Annotated in this window: 13 protein-coding genes and 1 pseudogene; 3 read left to right on the top strand and 11 right to left on the bottom strand. The window is 67.9% G+C overall.

The features are described 5' to 3' along the window. Nucleotides 1-149: 149 nt before the first annotated feature. A complete protein-coding gene (locus Ga0080574_RS05970; RefSeq protein WP_076696063.1) occupies nucleotides 150-1,298 on the top strand; it encodes a M24 family metallopeptidase in 1,149 nt (382 codons plus the stop codon). Continuing rightward, nucleotides 1,295-2,038 (top strand): maleate cis-trans isomerase family protein, encoded by a 744-nt coding sequence (locus tag Ga0080574_RS05965; RefSeq protein WP_076696061.1) that lies wholly within the window; start codon nucleotides 1,295-1,297, stop codon nucleotides 2,036-2,038. Before Ga0080574_RS05970 ends, Ga0080574_RS05965 begins: the two co-directional genes overlap by 4 nt. On the opposite strand, the gene Ga0080574_RS05960 is transcribed toward Ga0080574_RS05965, so the two are convergent. From Ga0080574_RS05960 to Ga0080574_RS05910, 11 genes and pseudogenes are all read right to left on the bottom strand, one after another. Beyond that, complete coding sequence (locus Ga0080574_RS05960) at nucleotides 2,022-2,981, bottom strand: glycosyl transferase family protein (protein WP_076696059.1); 960 nt, start codon at nucleotides 2,979-2,981, stop codon at nucleotides 2,022-2,024. The genes Ga0080574_RS05965 and Ga0080574_RS05960 overlap by 17 nt on opposite strands. Continuing rightward, nucleotides 2,978-5,610, bottom strand: a pseudogene (locus tag Ga0080574_RS05955) (molybdopterin-dependent oxidoreductase). Before Ga0080574_RS05955 ends, Ga0080574_RS05960 begins: the two are co-directional and overlap by 4 nt. Beyond that, on the bottom strand, nucleotides 5,610-5,942 hold the full coding sequence (gene nirD / locus Ga0080574_RS05950) for a nitrite reductase small subunit NirD (RefSeq protein WP_076696057.1): 333 nt from the start codon (nucleotides 5,940-5,942) through the stop codon (nucleotides 5,610-5,612). The pseudogene Ga0080574_RS05955 and the gene nirD overlap by 1 nt, the downstream one beginning before the upstream one ends. A gap of 121 nt (nucleotides 5,943-6,063) precedes the next feature. Beyond that, nucleotides 6,064-8,496: a nitrite reductase large subunit NirB gene (gene nirB / locus Ga0080574_RS05945; RefSeq protein WP_076696055.1), complete on the bottom strand. Its 2,433-nt coding sequence runs from the start codon at nucleotides 8,494-8,496 to the stop codon at nucleotides 6,064-6,066. Between the two features lie 12 nt (nucleotides 8,497-8,508). Then, nucleotides 8,509-9,450, bottom strand: coding sequence for a GAF domain-containing protein (locus Ga0080574_RS05940; protein WP_076696053.1), 942 nt, complete (start codon nucleotides 9,448-9,450; stop codon nucleotides 8,509-8,511). A gap of 72 nt (nucleotides 9,451-9,522) precedes the next feature. Continuing rightward, nucleotides 9,523-11,217, bottom strand: coding sequence for an ABC transporter ATP-binding protein (locus Ga0080574_RS05935; protein WP_076696050.1), 1,695 nt, complete (start codon nucleotides 11,215-11,217; stop codon nucleotides 9,523-9,525). A 22-nt stretch (nucleotides 11,218-11,239) separates the two neighbouring features. Next, the gene (locus tag Ga0080574_RS05930; protein WP_076696048.1) at nucleotides 11,240-12,322 is read right to left on the bottom strand and encodes an ABC transporter permease; all 1,083 of its coding nucleotides are present in this window, start codon (nucleotides 12,320-12,322) and stop codon (nucleotides 11,240-11,242) included. A 102-nt stretch (nucleotides 12,323-12,424) separates the two neighbouring features. Further along, the gene (locus Ga0080574_RS05925; protein ID WP_076696046.1) at nucleotides 12,425-13,786 is read right to left on the bottom strand and encodes a CmpA/NrtA family ABC transporter substrate-binding protein; all 1,362 of its coding nucleotides are present in this window, start codon (nucleotides 13,784-13,786) and stop codon (nucleotides 12,425-12,427) included. Nucleotides 13,787-14,056: 270 nt separating this feature from the next. Next, nucleotides 14,057-15,232, bottom strand: coding sequence for an ABC transporter substrate-binding protein (locus Ga0080574_RS05920; protein WP_076696044.1), 1,176 nt, complete (start codon nucleotides 15,230-15,232; stop codon nucleotides 14,057-14,059). Next, nucleotides 15,229-15,813 carry an ANTAR domain-containing response regulator gene (locus Ga0080574_RS05915; protein WP_076696042.1) on the bottom strand — a complete coding sequence of 195 codons (585 nt, stop codon included), beginning with the start codon at nucleotides 15,811-15,813 and terminating at the stop codon, nucleotides 15,229-15,231. Before Ga0080574_RS05915 ends, Ga0080574_RS05920 begins: the two co-directional genes overlap by 4 nt. Nucleotides 15,814-15,912: 99 nt before the next feature. Next, nucleotides 15,913-16,752, bottom strand: a complete 840-nt coding sequence (locus Ga0080574_RS05910; protein WP_076696040.1) for a GNAT family N-acetyltransferase — start codon at nucleotides 16,750-16,752, stop codon at nucleotides 15,913-15,915. 143 nt (nucleotides 16,753-16,895) lie between these two features. On the opposite strand from Ga0080574_RS05910, the gene Ga0080574_RS05905 reads away from it, so the two are divergent. Beyond that, nucleotides 16,896-17,924, top strand: a complete 1,029-nt coding sequence (locus Ga0080574_RS05905) for an LLM class flavin-dependent oxidoreductase (protein WP_076696037.1) — start codon at nucleotides 16,896-16,898, stop codon at nucleotides 17,922-17,924. Nucleotides 17,925-17,973 lie beyond the last annotated feature (49 nt).

Below are 17,973 nucleotides of genomic sequence, written 5' to 3'. Positions count from 1 at the left end.
AGCCCGTCCCGCCTGACCTCTCACATCGGACACGGGCGAGGCAGTGGCCACCCTCAGCCACGCGGTTTTGCCCGCCGGTGAGGCCAAGGCATTGACCCTGACATCAAAGCGGCCTCCCATGGGGGAATGCGTTTTTCCGTTCCGCCCGCATGGCCATGATCTTCCCCGAGGCCGAATACCGCGCCCGCCTTGCCGCCATCCAGAGCGGCATGGCGCGGGCGGGGCGCGATGCGCTGCTGCTCACCACCGAGCCGGAGATCCGTTATATCTCGGGCTTCCTCACCCGGTTCTGGGAAAGCTCGACGCGGCCCTGGTTCCTGATCGTGCCGGTGCGCGGCGATCCGGTGGCGGTGATCCCGGGGATCGGCCAGCCGCTCATGGCGCAGGGCTGGATCGCGGATATCCGCTGCTGGCCCTCGCCCGATTACGCCGATGACGGCGTGTCGCTGCTGGCCTCGGCGCTGGCGGAATTTGTGCCGACGGGCGGCGCCATCGGTGTGCCCAGCGGCGGGGAGACACATCTGCGCATGCCGCTGGAGTCCTGGGCGGCACTGCGGGCGGCGCTGCCGTTGCGCAGCTTTGGCGATGACGCGGGGATCCTGCGCCGCCTGCGTATGGTGAAATCCGCTGACGAGATCGCCTGTATCGAACATGCCTGCGCCATCGCAGGGCGCGCCTTTGCCCGCGTGCCCGAGATCGCCCGCGCGGGTGTGCCGCTGAGCCATGTGTTCCGGCGCTTCCAGATGCTGTGTCTGGAGGAGGGCGCCGACTGGGTGCCCTATCTCGCCGGTGCCGCCGCGCCCGGTGGTTATGCGGACGTGATCTCCCCCGCGACCGACGCGCCGCTGAGGCAAGGCGATGTGCTGATGCTCGACACCGGGCTCGTGCGCGACGGGTATTTCTGCGATTTCGACCGGAATTTTTCCATCGGCCCCGCGTCGCCCGCGCTGCGCGAGGCCCATGCCGCGCTGATCGCCGCGACGCAGGCGGGCTTTGCTGCCGCGCGGCCTGGTGCCCGGGTCTGCGATCTCTATCACGCCATGGCGGCGGTCACCGGCGGCGGAGTCGAGAGCGGTCGGCTGGGGCATGGGCTTGGTATGCAACTCACCGAGCCGCCTTCGCTGATCCCGGCGGATGACACGGTGCTGGCGCCGGGCATGGTGCTGACGCTGGAGCCGCTGATTTCCATGGGGCAAGGCCGTATACTGGTGCATGAGGAGAATATCGTGATCACCGAGCAGTGCGCGCGCTGGCTGTCCCCGGTGGCGGGGCCGGAGATCATGGAGATCGCCGCATGAGCGCGCCGCTGCCCTGCCGGCTGGGCCCGGCGCAGGAGGCGCTTGGGCTCATCGTGCTGCAATCGGACGAGACGGTGGAAGGCGACATGCGCCGCCTGATCCCCGCCGCGACGCGGTTTCTGATCAGTCGCGTGCCCTCGGGGGCGGAGGTCACGCCGGAGACGCTGGCCGAGATGGAGGGGCATTTGTCGCAGGCCGCCGGGCTCTTTCCGCCCTGGGCGCGGTTCCGCGCGGTGGGCTATGCCTGCACCTCGGGCACGGCGCAGATCGGCGCGGGCCATGTGGCGGGTCAGATCGGCGCGGTGGTGGAGACCGAGGCGGTGACCGAGCCGGTTTCGGCGCTGATCGCGGCCTGCGGCGTGCTGGGGCTGCGTCGGCTGGGGCTGATCTCACCCTATGTGGCGCCGGTCTCGGCCCGGCTGCGCGCGGTGCTGGCGCAGGCGGGGATCGAGACGCCGGCCTTCGGCAGTTTCGAGCTGGCCGAGGAGGCGCTGGTTGCGCGGATCGGGCCACAGAGCCTGCATGACGCGGCCTGTCGCGTGGCGGGCGAGGCGGAGGTGGACGGGCTGTTTCTCTCCTGCACCAATCTGCGCACGCTGGCGGTGCTGCCGGAGCTGGAGGCGGCGCTGGGCCTGCCGGTGCTGTCGAGCAATCAGGTGCTGGCCTGGCACATGATGCGGCTCGCGGGGATCGCGCCGCCGAAACGCGCGCCGGGGCGACTGTTCACGCAGGCGAGGTGACGGGGCGTTTCTCCCAGAGCATCCGCGCCTCGGCCATCGCTTCCGCATGCCCCAGCGTGTCGAGCGCCAGCGCAGCGGTGCCCAGCACCACCGCCTCGGCAAAGCGATCCCGCCGCTGACCGGACCAGAGCGCCGAAAGCAGCGCCATGTCGCTGGTGCCATCGTCGAGCCGCCGGGTTTCGTCGGGCAGCAGCGCGGGAAGGCTGGTCTCCCAGGGCTGGCCGCCGCGCAGGCCGAAGACGGCGATCTCCTTGCCGGGATGGGTCTCCACCTCGCCGCCGCCGCCCTTGATCACGCTCAGCGCGTTAAGCCCGAGGATCTGCCCTGCATCGGCCTGCAACAGCCGGTAGGAGGGGTGGAACACGCCCTGCACGCTGGCCTTGGCGCGGCCCGGATTCAGCATCCGGCAGACCGTGTTGATGCAGGAGCGCAGATGCAGCACCTCGCGCAACCCGAGCAGTCTGAAGAGCGGCGGAGAGAGCGTCTCCAGCGGCAGATAGGCGATGCCGTGGCGGTTGAGCAGCGGCGCGGCCTGATCGGGTGTCTCGGCCACCGGGATGCCCGCCGCCGCCAGCCCGCCGCGCACCGCGCGGTCGGCGCCGTTCCATCCGTGCAGCAGCACGCTGTGGCCGGCCATCGCCACCAGCCGCGCCGAGAGCAGGAACCAGGGCAGGCCGCGCGTGCGCCCCGCCGCGTAACTGGGCCAGTCGAGCGCCGGTTGCGGCAGCGACGGCAGGCTGGCCTGCGCAGCGCCGGCAAAGCCCGCGATCTCCTCGGCAGTCTCGCCCTTCATCCGCAGGAGCATCAGCAGCGCGCCCACCGCATGCGGGTCTGCCTCGCCCGACAGCATCAGCCGCATGGCGTCTTCGGCCTTGTCGCGGGTCAGCGCGCGCGAGCGCCCCGGCCCGCGCCCCAGCGTGCGGACATGGGCGCCAAGGCTCATTCCGCCGCTTCCATGGTCTGGGTGCCGGCGAGGATCGCCGCCAGCTCGGGCCGGCAGGAGCCGCAATTGCTGCCCGCCTCCAGCGCCGCGCCGATCTGGTCGACGCTGACGAGACCTTTCTCCTCGATTGCCGCGAGGATGGTGTTGAGCCCGACATTGAAACACGAGCAGACCAGCGGGCCGGGGTCGGGCCGGTCGGCGGGGGCTGGCCGGTGAGCGCGTCGGGCGCGTCGGAGCCGGGCAGGGTGGCGAGGAAGTCGCGCTTCACCGCCACCGGCTGCGGCCCGGCGAAGAGCGCCGCCAGAAGCTGGCCGTCCCGATGAAAGGCGATGCGCGCCAGCCCGCGCCGCCGGTCGATCAGTGTCTGCGCTTCCGCATCGGGCAGGCCGAAGAGCGCGCGCGCCTCGGCCTCCCAGTCCTCCGGCTGCGTGCTGCCCGCGAGTTCCGCGCGCCAGCCCGCCCGGGTGCGCGCCCGCGCCCAGTACGCGCTGCGCGGGGTCATCGCCCGCGAGGAGACGGCGAACCCGTACCAGGCGGCCTGGAATTTCGTCACCGCCACGACACTCGCCTTGCTTTCGGGTTGACCCGAAACAGGGTCGGTCACCGCCGCCACCAGCGCATCGACGCGGGCACAGGGCGCGGTCTCGCCGGTCCAGTGCATCGGCGCAAAGACATCGCCCGGCTGCTGCGCATCGGTGAGCCGCGCGCGCAGGATGGCGCGGCCCTCCGGGCTTTCGACGCGCACCAGATCGGCATGGGAGATCCCCAGCCGGGCGGCATCGCCGGGATGCAGATCGAGGAAGGGCTCGGCCAGATGCGCGGCCAGACGCGGCGAGCGCGCGGTGCGGGTCATCGTGTGCCACTGGTCGCGGATGCGCCCGGTGTTGAAGCGGAACGGATAGCGCGGCGCCTGTTTTGCCTCGGGCGGGCGATAGCGCACCGGCACCATGCGGGCCTTGCCGTCGGGGTGGTAGAACTTGCCGTCGGCAAAGAAGCGTCCGCCCCGGCGTCCGGCGCTCTGCGGCCAGTGGAAGGGGGCCATGGTATCATAGGCGCGGTCGTCCATTTCGGCTTTTCCCGAAATATCGAAATCCCGCCCCAGCTTGCCCGCAACGCCCGACAGCGCCGCGTATTCGCGAAAGATCTCGGCGGGCGAGGCGTAATCGAAGGCCTCGTACCAGCCCATGCGGCGGCCGATCTCAGCGAGAATATCCCAGTCGGGCCGGGCCTGTCCCGGCGCGGGCAGGGCGGCGCGCTGGCGGCTGATGAGCCGGTCCGAGCCGGTGACCGTGCCCTCCTTTTCGCCCCAGGCGCTGGCGGGCAGCAGCACATCGGCGAGCCGCGCGGTGTCGGTCTCGGCGGTGATGTCGGAGACCACGACAAACTCGCAATCGGCGATGGCCCGGCGCACCGCATCGGCATCGGGCATCGAGACTGCGGGGTTGGTGTGGATGATCCACAGCGCCTTGATCCGGCCCTCGCCGGCGGCACGGAACATCTCGACGGCCTTCAGCCCGGGCCCCTGCGCGATGGCGGGCGAGCCCCAGAATTCATGCACCGCCGCGCGGTGATCGGCGTTTTCCAGCTCCAGATGGCAGGCCAGCATATTGGCAAGCCCGCCGACCTCGCGCCCGCCCATGGCGTTGGGCTGGCCGGTGACCGAGAACGGCCCCATGCCGGGCAGACCGATCCGTCCGGTGGCGAGGTGACAATTGAGGATCGTGTTGACCTTGTCGGTGCCGGAGGAGGACTGGTTGACCCCCTGGCTGAACACGGTGACCGCCTTTTCCGTGCGGATCCAGAGATCGTAGAAGGCGCGCAGGTCGTCGTCGGAAAGCCCGGTCACTGCGTCGCGGTCGCTGGAGGCGGCGGCCAGCGTTTCGTCGAAACCGTTCACATGGGTGACAAAGTGCTTGTCGACGGCGCCCGCGTCATGGATGGCGCAGAGCAGCCCGTTGAAGAGCGCCGCGTCTGTGCCCGCTTTCAGCGCCAGATGCATGTCGGCGCCGTCGCAGCTCGCGGTACGGCGCGGGTCGATGACCACCAGCTTCATCTCCGGGCGCTTTTTGCGGGCGCGCAGGATGCGCTGGTAGAGCACCGGGTGGCACCAGGCGAGATTGCTGCCCACCAGCACCACCAGGTCCGCCTCTTCGAGATCCTCATAGGTGCCGGGCACCGTATCCGTGCCGAAGGCCCGTCTGTGCCCCGCCACGGTGGAGGCCATGCAGAGCCTTGAATTCGTGTCGATATTCGCCGCGCCGATATAGCCTTTCATCAGCTTGTTGGCGACATAGTAATCCTCGGTCAGCAATTGGCCGGAGACGTAGAAACCCACGCTCTCCGGCCCGTGCTGCTCGATTATCTCTTTGAACCGGCCCGCGACCAACGACAGCGCGCTGTCCCAGTCGGTGTCGGTGCCGCCCACGCGCGGGGCCAGCAGGCGGCCCTCAAGGCCGACGGTTTCGCCAAGGGCCGAGCCCTTGGAACAGAGCTTGCCGAAATTTGCCGGATGGTCCGGGTCGCCCCGCACCTCGAGCCCGCCCGCCGCATCGGCGCTCAGGCAGACGCCGCAACCCACGCCGCAATAGGGGCAGGTGGAGCGGATTTCGCAAACCCTGTCAGCTTTCATCACGCGGCACTCCGCTTGGCGAGCGCTGCGCCGTCGAGCAGGATGCGCCCGGCCTCGATGCGCACCGGGTAGGTGGCGATGCGGCCCTCGTCGGCGCCCTGCGCCTCGCCGGTGTTCAGGTCGAACACCCAGTTATGCAGCGGGCAGGTGACCTTCTGGCCATGCACGATGCCCTCCGAGAGCGGGCCCTGCTTGTGCGGGCAGGTGTTGGAGGCGGCAAAGACCTCCGCCTCGTCGGTTCGGAACACCGCGACGCAGCCCGCCGCGGTCCTGACCAGCCGCGCCCCGCGCAGCGGCACGTCTTCGATATGTCCGATGTCGATCCAGCTCATGCGAGCGCCTCCGGTTGGGTTGCGTTGTCTCCCGCCCCGGGCTTGACCCGGGGCCTCCTGTGCCAAGGGGCAGGAGAGGGGGAAGGCCCCGGAACAGGTCCGGGGCGCGGGGCGGCGGGGCTCATTCCGCCGCCTGCACGGTGAGGTCGGCCAGCGGCTGGAAACGGCGCGCCGCCTCGGGTTCCGCCCGCTCGGCCCAGGGGTCTTTCTGATAGACGCTCTGGCTGAGCTCGAACCGCGCGACCAGCGCCGCGCGTTCGGCGGCGTCGGAGAGCACCTCCTTGACCCAGTCCAGCCCGACCTTGGCGAGCCACTTATAGGGACGGTCGAGATACTTGGCGTGCTCGCGGTAGAGCTGGACAAAGGCGGTGGTCCATTCGATCGCCTCCGCTTCGGTCTTCACGTCCACAAGCCGCTCGACCTCCTTCACATCCATGCCGGCGGCGCCGCCGACACCGATCTGATAGCCGCTGTCGACGCAGATGATGCCGACATCCTTGCAGGTCGCCTCGGCGCAGTTGCGCGGACAGCCCGAAACGCCGAGCTTGACCTTGTGCGGCGTCCACGACCCCCAGAGCTTCTTTTCGAGCTTGATGCCGAGCCCCGTGCTGTCCTGCGTGCCAAAGCGGCACCAGTCGGAGCCGACGCAGGTCTTCACCGTGCGCAGCCCCTTGGTATAGGCGTGACCCGAGACCATGCCGGCCTCGTTCAGATCGTGCCAGATCGCCGGCAGATCCTCTTTCCTGACGCCCAGCAGGTCGATGCGCTGGCCACCGGTGACCTTGACCGTGGCGCCGTATTTCTCCGCCGCTCTGGCGATGGCGATCAGTTCCTCCGGCGTGGTCATGCCGCCCCACATGCGGGGCATCACCGAATAGGTGCCGTCCTTCTGGATATTGGCGTGGTTGCGCTCGTTGACGAAACGGCTCTGCGGGTCGTCGCGATAGTCGAGCGGCCAGTCGGCCAGCAGGTAGAAGTTCACTGCCGGGCGGCAGACATGGCAACCGTTACGGGTTTTCCAGCCCAGCTCCTGCCAGACCGCTTCCTGAGATTTCAGCTCCTGCGCCTTGATCAGCCGGCGCACGTCCTCATGGGTGAGATCGGTGCAGCCGCAGACCGGTTGCGCGGTGGGCAGCACAAAATCGTCGCCCAGCGTGACCGACAGAACCTGTTCCACCAGCCCTGTGCAGGTGCCGCAGGAATTGCTCGCCTTGGTGATCGCGCGCACCGCGCCCAGATCGGTGGCGCCGCCCTCGATGGCCGCCACGATATCGCCCTTGCACACGCCGTTGCAGCCGCAGATCTCCGCATCAGGCGGCAATGCTGCAACGGCTGAGAGAGGGTCCACGGAGCCGCCTCCCTGATAGGCGGGGCCAAAGATCAGCGTCTCGCGCATCTCGGAGATATCGGTGCCGTCCTTGATCAGGCCAAAGAACCAGTTGCCATCGGCGGTGTCGCCATACATCACCGCGCCGATGAGCCTGTCGTCCTCGATGACCAACCGTTTGTATATGCCGCGCGCCGGATCGCGGAAGACGATGTCCTCGCGGCCCTCGCCTTCGGCGAAATCGCCCGCCGAGAACAGATCGCAGCCGGTGACCTTGAGCTTCGTCGACAGCTCGCGCATGGCGAAACTCGTGTCCTCGCCCAGCAGGGTTTTTGCCAGCACCTTGGCCTGATCGTAAAGCGGCGCGACGAGGCCGAAGAGATTGCCTTCGAACTCGACGCATTCGCCGACGGCAAAGACATCGGGGGTTTCGGTGCGCATCTGCGCGTCGACCTTGATGGCGCGGCCGCAGGCGACGCCCGCCTCCTGCGCCAGTGTCACGGCGGGGCGGATGCCCACGGCCATCACCACGATATCGCAGGGCAGTTCGGTGCCGTCGGCAAGATTTACCTGTTCGGCGCGACCGTTGCCGATGATCTCCTTGGTGGAGGCTTCGAGCAGCACCTCGATGCCGCGCTTTTCCAGATCCTTCTTGAGCAGGTAGCCGGCGGCGGGATCGAGCTGCCGCTCCATCAGGTGCGAGGCGATGTGCAGCACCGTCACCTCCATGCCGCGCAGCCGCAGGGCGGCGGCGGCTTCGAGCCCGAGCAGGCCGCCGCCGATCACCACGGCGCGCGCGCCTGGCTTTCCGGCGGCTTCGGTCATCGCCGTGGTGTCCTCCAGATCGCGGAAGGCCACGACGCCGGGCAGGTCATGCCCGGGCACGGGGATGATGAAGGCCGACGACCCGGTGCCGAAGACAAGCTTGTCATAAGCAACCTCGCCCTGTTCGCCGGTCACCACCTTGCGCTCGGTATCGACGCTCAGCACCTTCTCGCCAAAGCGGCAGGTGATGGCATTGTCGGCATACCAGCCCTCGTCATGGGTGACGATTTCGGCAAAGCTCTTCTCGCCCGACAGCACCGGGCTCAGCATGATGCGGTTGTAATTGCCGCGCGGTTCGGCGTTGAACAGCGTGATGTCGTAGGCGCCGGGATCGGTGTCCCGCAGATGTTCGAGCATCCGGCCCGTGGCCATGCCCGCTCCGATGACGACGAGTTTCTGCATCCTCATGTCCTCTCAGCAATACCAGGCGACGATGTGGGAGATCGCGCCGTCGTCGTAGATCGGCAGCGCGACCATGCTGTCATAGCCCTCGGTCAGCGAGGGTTTGCCGCTGGCGACAAGCGGCAGGCCGGTGGCCAGCACCTTGCCGATATTGCCCTGATGGGCGGTGACCCGGCGCGGCTCCTGCTGGGTATCGTCGGTCCAGAGCGGGCCGTCGCGCTCGCAGATGCCGTCGGCGAGGATCGCGGCGGTTTCCTTGCCGACCTTGACCGGGCGCGCGTCCCACATCTCGAAGCGCCGGGCGATGGGGGTGCCGCGCGCCGAAAGCAGGGTGAGCACAAAGGTCTTGTCCTGCGGCACCGGGATCGGCAGGCCGAGCCCGGTGGTGAGCCCCGCCTTGCCGGCACTGTCGGCGCGGATGAAGCGGTAGCCCGAGCCCAGATCGCGGAACAGCATCGGCGTGTTGGCCGACCAGACCCCACCGGGCAGGCCCTGGCCGCGCGGGAAATGCGTGTGCTGGCTGACCCATTCGAAATGCCTGGCGGCGCCGTAATAACCGTCATCCAGCATCATCAGCCCGTCTTCCTCGTGCCAGACCTCGATGGCGCCGGTGCGGGTCTCGTCATCGCCGCAGAGCACGACGAGAACGGCCTTGAGCGTGGCGTCGTCAAAGACCGGGATCGCCACGGCGCTGGTCAGCCCGGCCTCGGCGGCGGCCTCGATGCGCTTGAAATAGCTGCCGTCGAAGCCCTTGAGCACGACGGGGCGCTCTTCGGCCCAGGCCTTGCCCGGCAGGCCCTCGCCCTTGCCGAAGCTGATGGCGCGGGTGGCCTCCTCGAAAGCGGCGAGCCCGCCGTAATTGCCCTCCGCCAGAACCAGCCGGTCGGCCTCGGGCACCCAGATCTCGGTGACCTGAATGAAGGTTTTGACGGGTGCGTCCACGACAGTGTCCATTGTCTTGCCCCCCTTTCAATCGCGATGGAGAGGTTGCGTTGGGTCGCGCCCCGGTGCCGGGGCGCCTGCCTTTCAGGCGGCTTTCTTCTTTTCGGCCTTGGCCCCGGATTTCCCGTGCTTGCCGTGCTCGTATTCCTCGAGAAAGTTCAGCACCTGCTCGCGGTAGAGGTAGTAATCGGGGTGTTCGAGCAGCGCCTTGCGGGTGCGCGGGCGGGGCAGGTCGACATCGACGATCTTGCCGATGGTGGCCTGCGGGCCGTTGGTCATCATCACCACGCGGTCGGCCAGCAGGATCGCCTCGTCCACATCGTGGGTGACGCAGATCGCGGTGACCTTGGTGCGAGACCAGACCTCCATCAGCACCTCCTGAAGCTCCCAGCGGGTGAGGCTGTCGAGCATGCCGAAGGGCTCGTCGAGCAGCAGCAGCTTGGGCGAGAGGGCAAAGGCGCGGGCGATGCCGACGCGCTGTTTCATGCCGTTCGACATATCCGCCGCGCCCCGGTCCATCGCATCGGCGAGGCCCACGCGTTCGAGATAGTATTCCACGATCTCCTGCCGCTCGGCCTGGGAGGCGCGCGGGTAGACCTTGTCGACGCCGATGGCGCAGTTCTCGCGCGCGGTGAGCCAGGGGAAGAGGTTGGGCGACTGGAACACCACGGCCCGCTCCGGGTCGGCGCCCAGCACGGCGCGACCGTCGAGGTTGATGACGCCCTTGGAGATGCTGTTGAGCCCGGCGGCCATGGTCAGCACGGTGGACTTGCCGCAGCCCGAGTGGCCGATCAGCGAGATGAACTCGCCCTTGTCCATCTTGAGGTTGAAGTCCTCCACCACGGTGAGCGGCCCCTTGGGCGTCGGGTAGACCTTGTGCAGCTGCGAAAAGTCGAGGAAGCGGTCCTCGCGGGTGCTGCCCGAGGCGTCCTGAACGGCAGCGGGCAGGTCGGAGGCCGCGCCGTGGATCGGCGTGATGTCGGGAAGGCTGTGAGTGCCCTCGGCCTTGGCTTCGATGCCCACGTCCATCAGATAGGTGGTGACGGCGGCGCGCAGGCGTTTGAACTCGTCGTTGTGGTTCATCTCGCCCCGGTCGCGCGGGCGGGGCAGGGTGACCCTGAACTCTTCGCCAAGGGTGCCGTCGGGATTGAGCGCGATGATGCGGTCGGCGAGGATGATCGCCTCGTCCACATCGTTGGTGATCAGCACGCAGGTCTTCTTGTCGGCGTTCCAGATCGCCTCGATCTCGTCGGCAAGGTTGGCGCGGGTCAGCGCGTCGAGCGCCGAGAGCGGCTCGTCGAGCAGCAGCATCTCGGGGTTCATCGCCAGGGCGCGGGCGACGTTGACCCGCTGGCGCATGCCGCCCGACAGCTCCGCCGGGCGGCGGGTGGTGGCGTGGCTGAGCCCGACCATCTTGACGTATTTCGCCACCGTTTCGGCCTTCTCGGCCTTGGACATCTGCGGGAAGACCGAGTCCAGCGCCAGCTGCACGTTGCCGTTCACGGTGAGCCAGGGCATCAGCGAGTAGTTCTGGAAGATCACGCCGCGCTCGGGGCCGGGGCCTTCGATCTCGGCGCCCTTGAAGGTGACCTTGCCCTTGGTGGGCTTTTCGAGCCCGGCCATCAGGTTGATCAGCGTCGTCTTGCCCGATCCGGAAAAGCCGAGGAGCACGAGGAACTCGCCTTCCTGAACGTCGAGGTCGATCCCCTTCAGCACCTTGTTCTCGTGAAGGCCGGTGCCGAAGCTCTTGGAGACATTGTCGAATTTGAGAATGCTCATGGTTTTGTCCCTTCCGCTGATCTTAGCGGTTGTTCGAGAAGGTGAAGAGCGACTGCAGGGCGTACATCACGCGGTCGAGCAGGAAGCCGATGATGCCGATGGTGAAGACCGCGACCATGATCTTGGCGAGCGATTGCGACGAGCCGTTCTGGAACTCGTCCCAGACGAACTTGCCGAGGCCGGGGTTCTGCGCCAGCATCTCGGCGGCGATCAGCACCATCCAGCCGACCCCGAGCGAGAGGCGCAGACCGGTGAAGATGAGCGGCAGGGCCGAGGGCAGCACCAGCTTGGTGATCTTGGTCCAGGTATTCATCTTCAGCACCTTGGAGACGTTGACCAGATCCTTGTCGATGGAGGCTACGCCCAGCGCGGTGTTGATCAGCGTCGGCCAGAGCGAGCAGAGCGTCACCGTGATCGCCGAGATCAGGAAGGACTTGGAAAAGAGCCCGTCATTGGTCGCCACCGCCGCCGAGATGATCATCGTCACGATGGGCAGCCATGCCAGCGGCGAGACCGGCTTGAAGATCTGCACCAGCGGGTTGATGGCGGAATTGGCATAGGGCGAGAGGCCGGCGAGGATGCCCAGCGGGATCGCCACGGCAGAGCCGATCAGGAAGCCGAAGAACACCGTCCTGATCGAGGTCCAGATCTGTTCGTAATAGCTGGGCGCGCCGGTATAGGCGATGTCCTTGACCTCGTCGGCACGGCCCTCGGCGATGAGCTTGTCATTGCGCTTGGCCACCATCGCCTCGAATTTTTCCTTCTTGGCGGCCTTGGCCTGGGCGTCCTCGTGCAGGTTGACCGCCTCTTCCCAGACCTGCGCGGGGCCGGGCACCGCGCCGAGCGAGGTCTCGACCCGCGGCGCCAGCGTGCCCCAGAGCAGCAGGAACCCCGCGATGGCCAGCAGCGGGACGCCGAGCAGGCGCCAGATATCCTTCATCTGGGCGCGGGGGTTGTCGCCGGCGGCGGCTTTCAGGATCGGCGTGAGCCAGGCGAGACCGAGGACCTGAAACCAGGCGTCGGCCTTGTTGATGCGGGTGAAGAGGCGGGCCCGGCGGGCGTCGCGTTCGGCTTCACGGGCGTATTCGGGATCGACGGTTGTCATGGTTGGGATCCTTCGGAAAAGCGCTGCGGAAGGGGCCGCTCCTCAAGCCCTTGCGGGCTTTCCTCGCGAGGACGCCCGAAAGGGCGGAGGAGCGGCCGGCGATCAGCCTTCGATCTCGGTGCCGACGACCGTCTGCTCGCCTTTCAGCCCGATCGGCAGGCTTTCGAGATAGGCGTTGGGCTGGCGGCCGTCATAGCCGATGCCGTCGATCACGTCCTCCGCGGGGGTGGCGGCCTTGTAGCCGTCGCTGTCCCAGGGGAAATCGGCCTCGTCGGCGAGCCCCTCGTCGACCAGCGCGCGGGCGGCGTCGAGATAGATCTCGGGCTTGTAGACCGACTTGGCCACCTCATCGTACCACTCATCGGATTTCGCCTCGGCGATCTGCCCCCAGCGGCGCATCTGGGTCAGATACCAGACCGCATCTGAGTAGTACGGGTAGGTGGCGTTGTAGCGGAAGAACACATTGAAATCGGGCACTTCACGCTTGTCGCCCTTCTCGTATTCGAAAGTGCCGGTCATCGAGTTGGCGATCACCTCGGCATCGGCCCCCACATATTCCGGCTGCGACAGCATCTCGACCGCTTCCATACGGTTGGCATTGTCGTTCTCATCGAGCCACATCGCCGCCCGGATCAGCGCCTTCACCACGGCCTTGGTGGTGTTTGGGTACTGCTCGGCAAACTCTGCGGTGATGCCGAAGACCTTCTCGGGGTTGTTCTTCCACAGCTCGTAATCGGTGATCACCGGCACGCCGATGCCCTTGAACACCGCAGCCTGGTTCCACGGCTCGCCGACGCAATAGCCATAGATCGTGCCGGCCTCGAGCGTGGCGGGCATCTGCGGCGGCGGGGTGACCGAGAGCAGCACGTCGGCGCCGATCTGGCCTGTGACGTTCTCGGGCGAGTAATAGCCGGGCTCCAGCCCGCCGGCGGCGAGCCAGTAGCGCAGCTCGTAATTGTGGGTCGAGACCGGGAACACCATGCCCATATTGAAGGGCTTGCCCTCGGACTTGTACTTCTCGACCACCGGCTTCAGGGCCGAGGCGCTGATCGGGTGCTGCGGCAGCCCGTCGGCATTGGTGGGGATATTGGGCTTCATCTCTTCCCAGATCGCGTTCGACACGGTGATGCCGTTGCCGTTGAGGTCCATCGAGAAGGGGGTGACGATATGCGCCTCGGTGCCGTAGCCGATGGTCGCCGCCAGCGGCTGGCCGGCCAGCATATGCGCGCCGTCGAGCTGGCCGCCGATCACGCCGTCGAGCAGCACCTTCCAGTTGGCCTGCGCCTCCAGCGTGACGAACAGGCCTTCGTCGAGGAAATAGCCGTTCTCATAGGCCACCGCGAGCGGTGCCATGTCAGTCAGCTTGATGAAGCCGAAGGTCAGTTCGTCCTTTTCGAGATCCTGCGCCAGCAGGGGGGAAGCAAGTGCCGTGGTGGCGGAGAGCGTGAGGAGAAGGTTCTTCATTCTGTCGGTCCGTCCCTTGGTGATGCGCCCGGTTGCGATCGGGCAAAACAAAAAAGCCGCTGACTCACCGCGACGGATGTCGCAGCAGTCGAGCGGCTTTGCTCATAAATCCCAAACGCTGGGAGAAATTCGGGACACAGGCGCCATTGCCGGTGTCGTGAGAGGTCTATGAGGCAGACTCGCCCCGCCGCGCAATTATATTTTGTCCGAAACTGGCACCTTTGACCGGGTGGTCAAATTCTGACGCTGCATTTGCACAATAACTGGGCATCACTTCTGGTTCGGCTCAAAAATCCGACCATCGAAAAACGAATCCGGCCCGAGCGTCAGATGCCCGGAGGCGCCGGGCACGGCGGTTGGGGCGTCGAGCGCGCCCTCGCGTTTTGCCGAGGCGCCGGGCAGTTCGGCGCGGGTGGGGGCCAGCGCGGCGCGGTAGATATCGCTGCGGAACACCGACGCGGCGCTGCGCGCGGCGGTGGCACGGTCGAGCCCGGTGCGCGCGGCGAGCTGTAGGCCGATCCATTCCGCCTGGCTGCGCCAGGGGAAGGTGGCGGCGTTGTGGTGGAACTCGACAAAGCCGGGCACCGTGCGCTCCTCGCCCTGGGGCGAGATCACCAGCCGCCCGGTCAGCGCCCGGTCGAGGATTTCGGCGGGCAGGTCGAGATATTGCGACCGGCTCAGCAGCTCGGCGGCCAGCATGGGCGAGCCCGGCTCGGCCAGCCAGCGCCCGGCGCGCCAGACCGCGCGGATCAGCCGGCCCATCAGCTCGGGCTCGGCATCGGCCCAGTCGCTGCGCACCGCCAGCACTTTTTCCGGCGAAAAGCGCCAGATCGCATTGCCCGGCAGCAGCAGCGTGCCGACGCCGTTCTCCACCGCCATCGAGCCCCAGGGCTCGCCGACGCAAAACGCGTCGATCTCGCCCGCCTCCAGCGCATCGGCCATGAGCGAGGGCGGCACGGTGCGGATATCGACGCTTTGCGGCGCCGGCAGGCCGAGGGCGGAGAGCCAGTAATAAAGCAGCTCCGCATGCATCGAGAAGGGAAAGGGCACGCCCAGGCGCAGCGGGCGTGCGGCGTGCGCAATGAGCGCGGCGCCCGCCGCACGCGCGTCGTTGAAGGCGAAATCGTGCCCGCCGTCGCGCATCCGCGCGGCGAGCTCGTTGCTGACCCCGATGACATCGCCATTGGCCGAGAGCACCGAGACCGCCGACAGCGGCGTCCCGGTGCCGCCCAGCCCCAGCGCGGCGGCCACCGGCACCGGCGAGAGCATATGCGCCGCCTCGACCCGGCCAAAGCTCAGCATGTCGCGCACCGAGGACCAGGAGGGCGCCCGGCGCAGCGCGATGGCGATGCTCTCTTCGGCGGCAAAGCCCATCTCATGCGCCACGATCAGCGGCGCCGCATCCACCAGCGGCAAAAAGCCGACAGAGAGCGTCGCGGCAATCATCCCAGCAGCCCCGCCGCCGTCACCAGTGCCGCCGCCACCTCGGCGACGCGCCGTCCCTGATCCATCGCGGTCTTGCGCAGGAGTGCATAGGCCTCGTCCTCATCGACGCCGCGCGCCTTCATCAGCATGCCCTTGGCGCGGTCGATCATCTTGCGTTCTTCCAGCGCGCGCTTGGTCTCGGCAAGCTCGGTGCGCATGCGCTGGAACATGCGGAACCGCGCGATGGCCGCATCCATGATCGGCTTCACCCGCTGCGGCTGCATCCCGTCGACCACATAGGCCGAGACCCCGGCCTCGATGGCGGCATCGGTCAGCCCGGCATCGTCACGGTCGACGAACATCGCCACCGGGCGCTCCAGCGGGCCCGAGGCCAGCGCCAGTTCCTCCAGCATGTCGCGCGAGGGGCTCTCGATGTCGATCAGCACCACATCCGGCATCAGCGCCTGGATCCTGCGGGCCAGCCCGGTGGGTTCGGAAATGACGTGAATCTCGTACTCGCCCGCCTCGCGCAGGCTGTCGACGATCAGCATGGCGCGGTCACGGTCCGGTTCGACGACGATGATCGAAAGCGCGGCACTCATACGGCCAGCAACAGCAAGCTTTCGGTGTGAAGTAAAGCCGTCCCCGGTCGTGCCGCCCGTTCTCTGGGCGGGGTGCCTGTTTTTTGAGCGCAGGCGCTGTCAGCCGAGCTCCAGGGTGGCGGGGGCAAAGAGCGTCGGCGCGCTCTCGGGCGGGGTGCCGCGATACATGCGGGCGGTGGCGAAGGTGGCGGCAAAGCCGCGTGCCTCCAGCGCCGCGCGGAATGCGGGCTGCGGGCCGGGCACATCGACGATATAGCGCTCAGCGCCCACCGCCGCTGCTGCGGCATCGGCGAGCGCCAGCGCCGCGTCGAGATCGGGTGCCACCACCGGCCCGACCTTGCAGCCTTCGCGGCAGAGCCTTGCGGTGGCGAACCCCGCCGGCCCCTGTGCGCCGTCCAGTACCACGCTGCGCCGTGTCGGGCAGGGGGCGAGCCAGGCGCTCAGAAAGCGCGGGCGTGCGATGCCATTGGCGGCTTTGTCCAGCGCCGAAAGCGCCGGCAGGTCGTCCATTGTGGCGGCGCGCATCGGTGCGGGCGCCGCGGCCATACCCTCCAGCCGCGTGGTACTGCCGGTAAGCACAAAGCCCGAGCGGGCGTAATTCTCCTGCTGCTCGGCCACCCCGTCGAGCCCGACCGTGCGCCCGCCCGCATGCGTCAGCGCGTGCCGCCAGAGCGAGAACCCCACGCCGCGCCCGCGCCACTCGGGCCGGCAGAGATAGAGCCCGAGAAAGGCGAAACTGTCGGAATGGTTCACAACCGAAATCGCCGCCACCGGCGCGCCGTCGCACTCGGCCAGGAAAAACCCCTGCGGATCGGCGGCATGAAACGCGGCCGCATCGTCGCGCCCGGGGTTCCAGCCTTCCGCCGCCGCCCAGTCGAGCATCAGCGCGACCTCTTCCTGTCGCGCCACCCGCATCTTCGGCGCGGCTGTTCTGGTCATGGCTCTGGCTCCCTCTCCGGTTGCGCCCCAGAATGCGGAGCGCGGCGCGATTTGCAAGCGGGCGCACAGCGCTTGTGCGGTGCGGGGGGCTTTCGGCCCGCGCGGGTGGCGCTAGGTTGGGGGCAAAGAACGGAGCACGCGCCATGGAAATCGGACTGTACACATTCGGCGATCTCGGGACCAACCCGGCCACCGGCGAGCGGATCGACGCGCGCCGGCGCCTGTCGGACCTGCTCGAGGAAATCCGGCTGGCCGACGAGGTCGGGTTGGATCTCTTCGGCCTCGGCGAGCATCACCGGCCCAATTACGTGGTCTCCTCGCCCGCCACGGTGCTGGCGGCGGCGGCCTCGGTCACCGGGCGCATAAGGCTGAGCTCGGCGGTCACGGTGCTGAGCTCGGACGATCCGGTGCGGGTCTTCGAGCAGTTCGCGACGCTCGACAACCTCTCGGACGGGCGCGCCGAGCTGATGGTCGGACGCGGCAGCTTCATCGAGAGCTTCCCGCTCTTCGGCTACGATCTGGGCGATTACGACGCGCTTTTCGAGGAAAAGCTGGCGATGCTGCTGGCGATCAACGAGCGCGAACGGCTGAGCTGGCCGGGCACGACGCATACGCAGGCGGTCGAGGGGCTGGGCATCTATCCGCGCCCCGTGAACGGCGCGCTGCCGGTCTGGATCGCGGCGGGCGGCACGCCGCAGAGCATGGTGCGCGCCGGTGCGCTGGGCCTGCCTTTGGCGCTGGCGATCATCGGCGGCGAGCCGCGCCGCTTTGCGCCTCTGGCCGATCTCTATCGCCGCGCGGCGGCAGAGTCGGGCCATGCCGAGAAGGCACGGGTCTCGCTCAACGTGCACGGTTTCGTGGGCGAAGACGGCAAGCGTGCGGCGGATCTGTTCTTCCCGGCGCAGAAGGCGGTGATGGACCAGCTCGGGCGCGAGCGCGGCTGGGGCCCGCAGAGCCGCGCGCAGTTCGACGCCGCCATGAGCCCCGAGGGCGCACAGTTCGTCGGTTCGCCCGCGCAGATCGTCGACAAGATCCTCGGGCTGCGCGAGGATCTGGGCTTCGACCGGGTGTCGATGCAGATGGCGATCGGGGTGATCGAGCATTCGGAAATGCTCAAGGCCATTGAGGTTCTGGGCACGAAGGTGGCGCCGGAATTGCGAAAGGCCGGCTGAGAAAAGGGAGGGGGCGCTGCCCCCTTCGCGCGCCGGGGCGCGCTTCACC

The organism is Salipiger abyssi (assembly GCF_001975705.1).
GTDB classification, from domain to species: domain Bacteria; phylum Pseudomonadota; class Alphaproteobacteria; order Rhodobacterales; family Rhodobacteraceae; genus Salipiger; species Salipiger abyssi.
The sequence above is the reverse complement of the archived record's forward strand: the minus strand, read 5'-3'. Positions and strand labels throughout refer to the sequence as shown.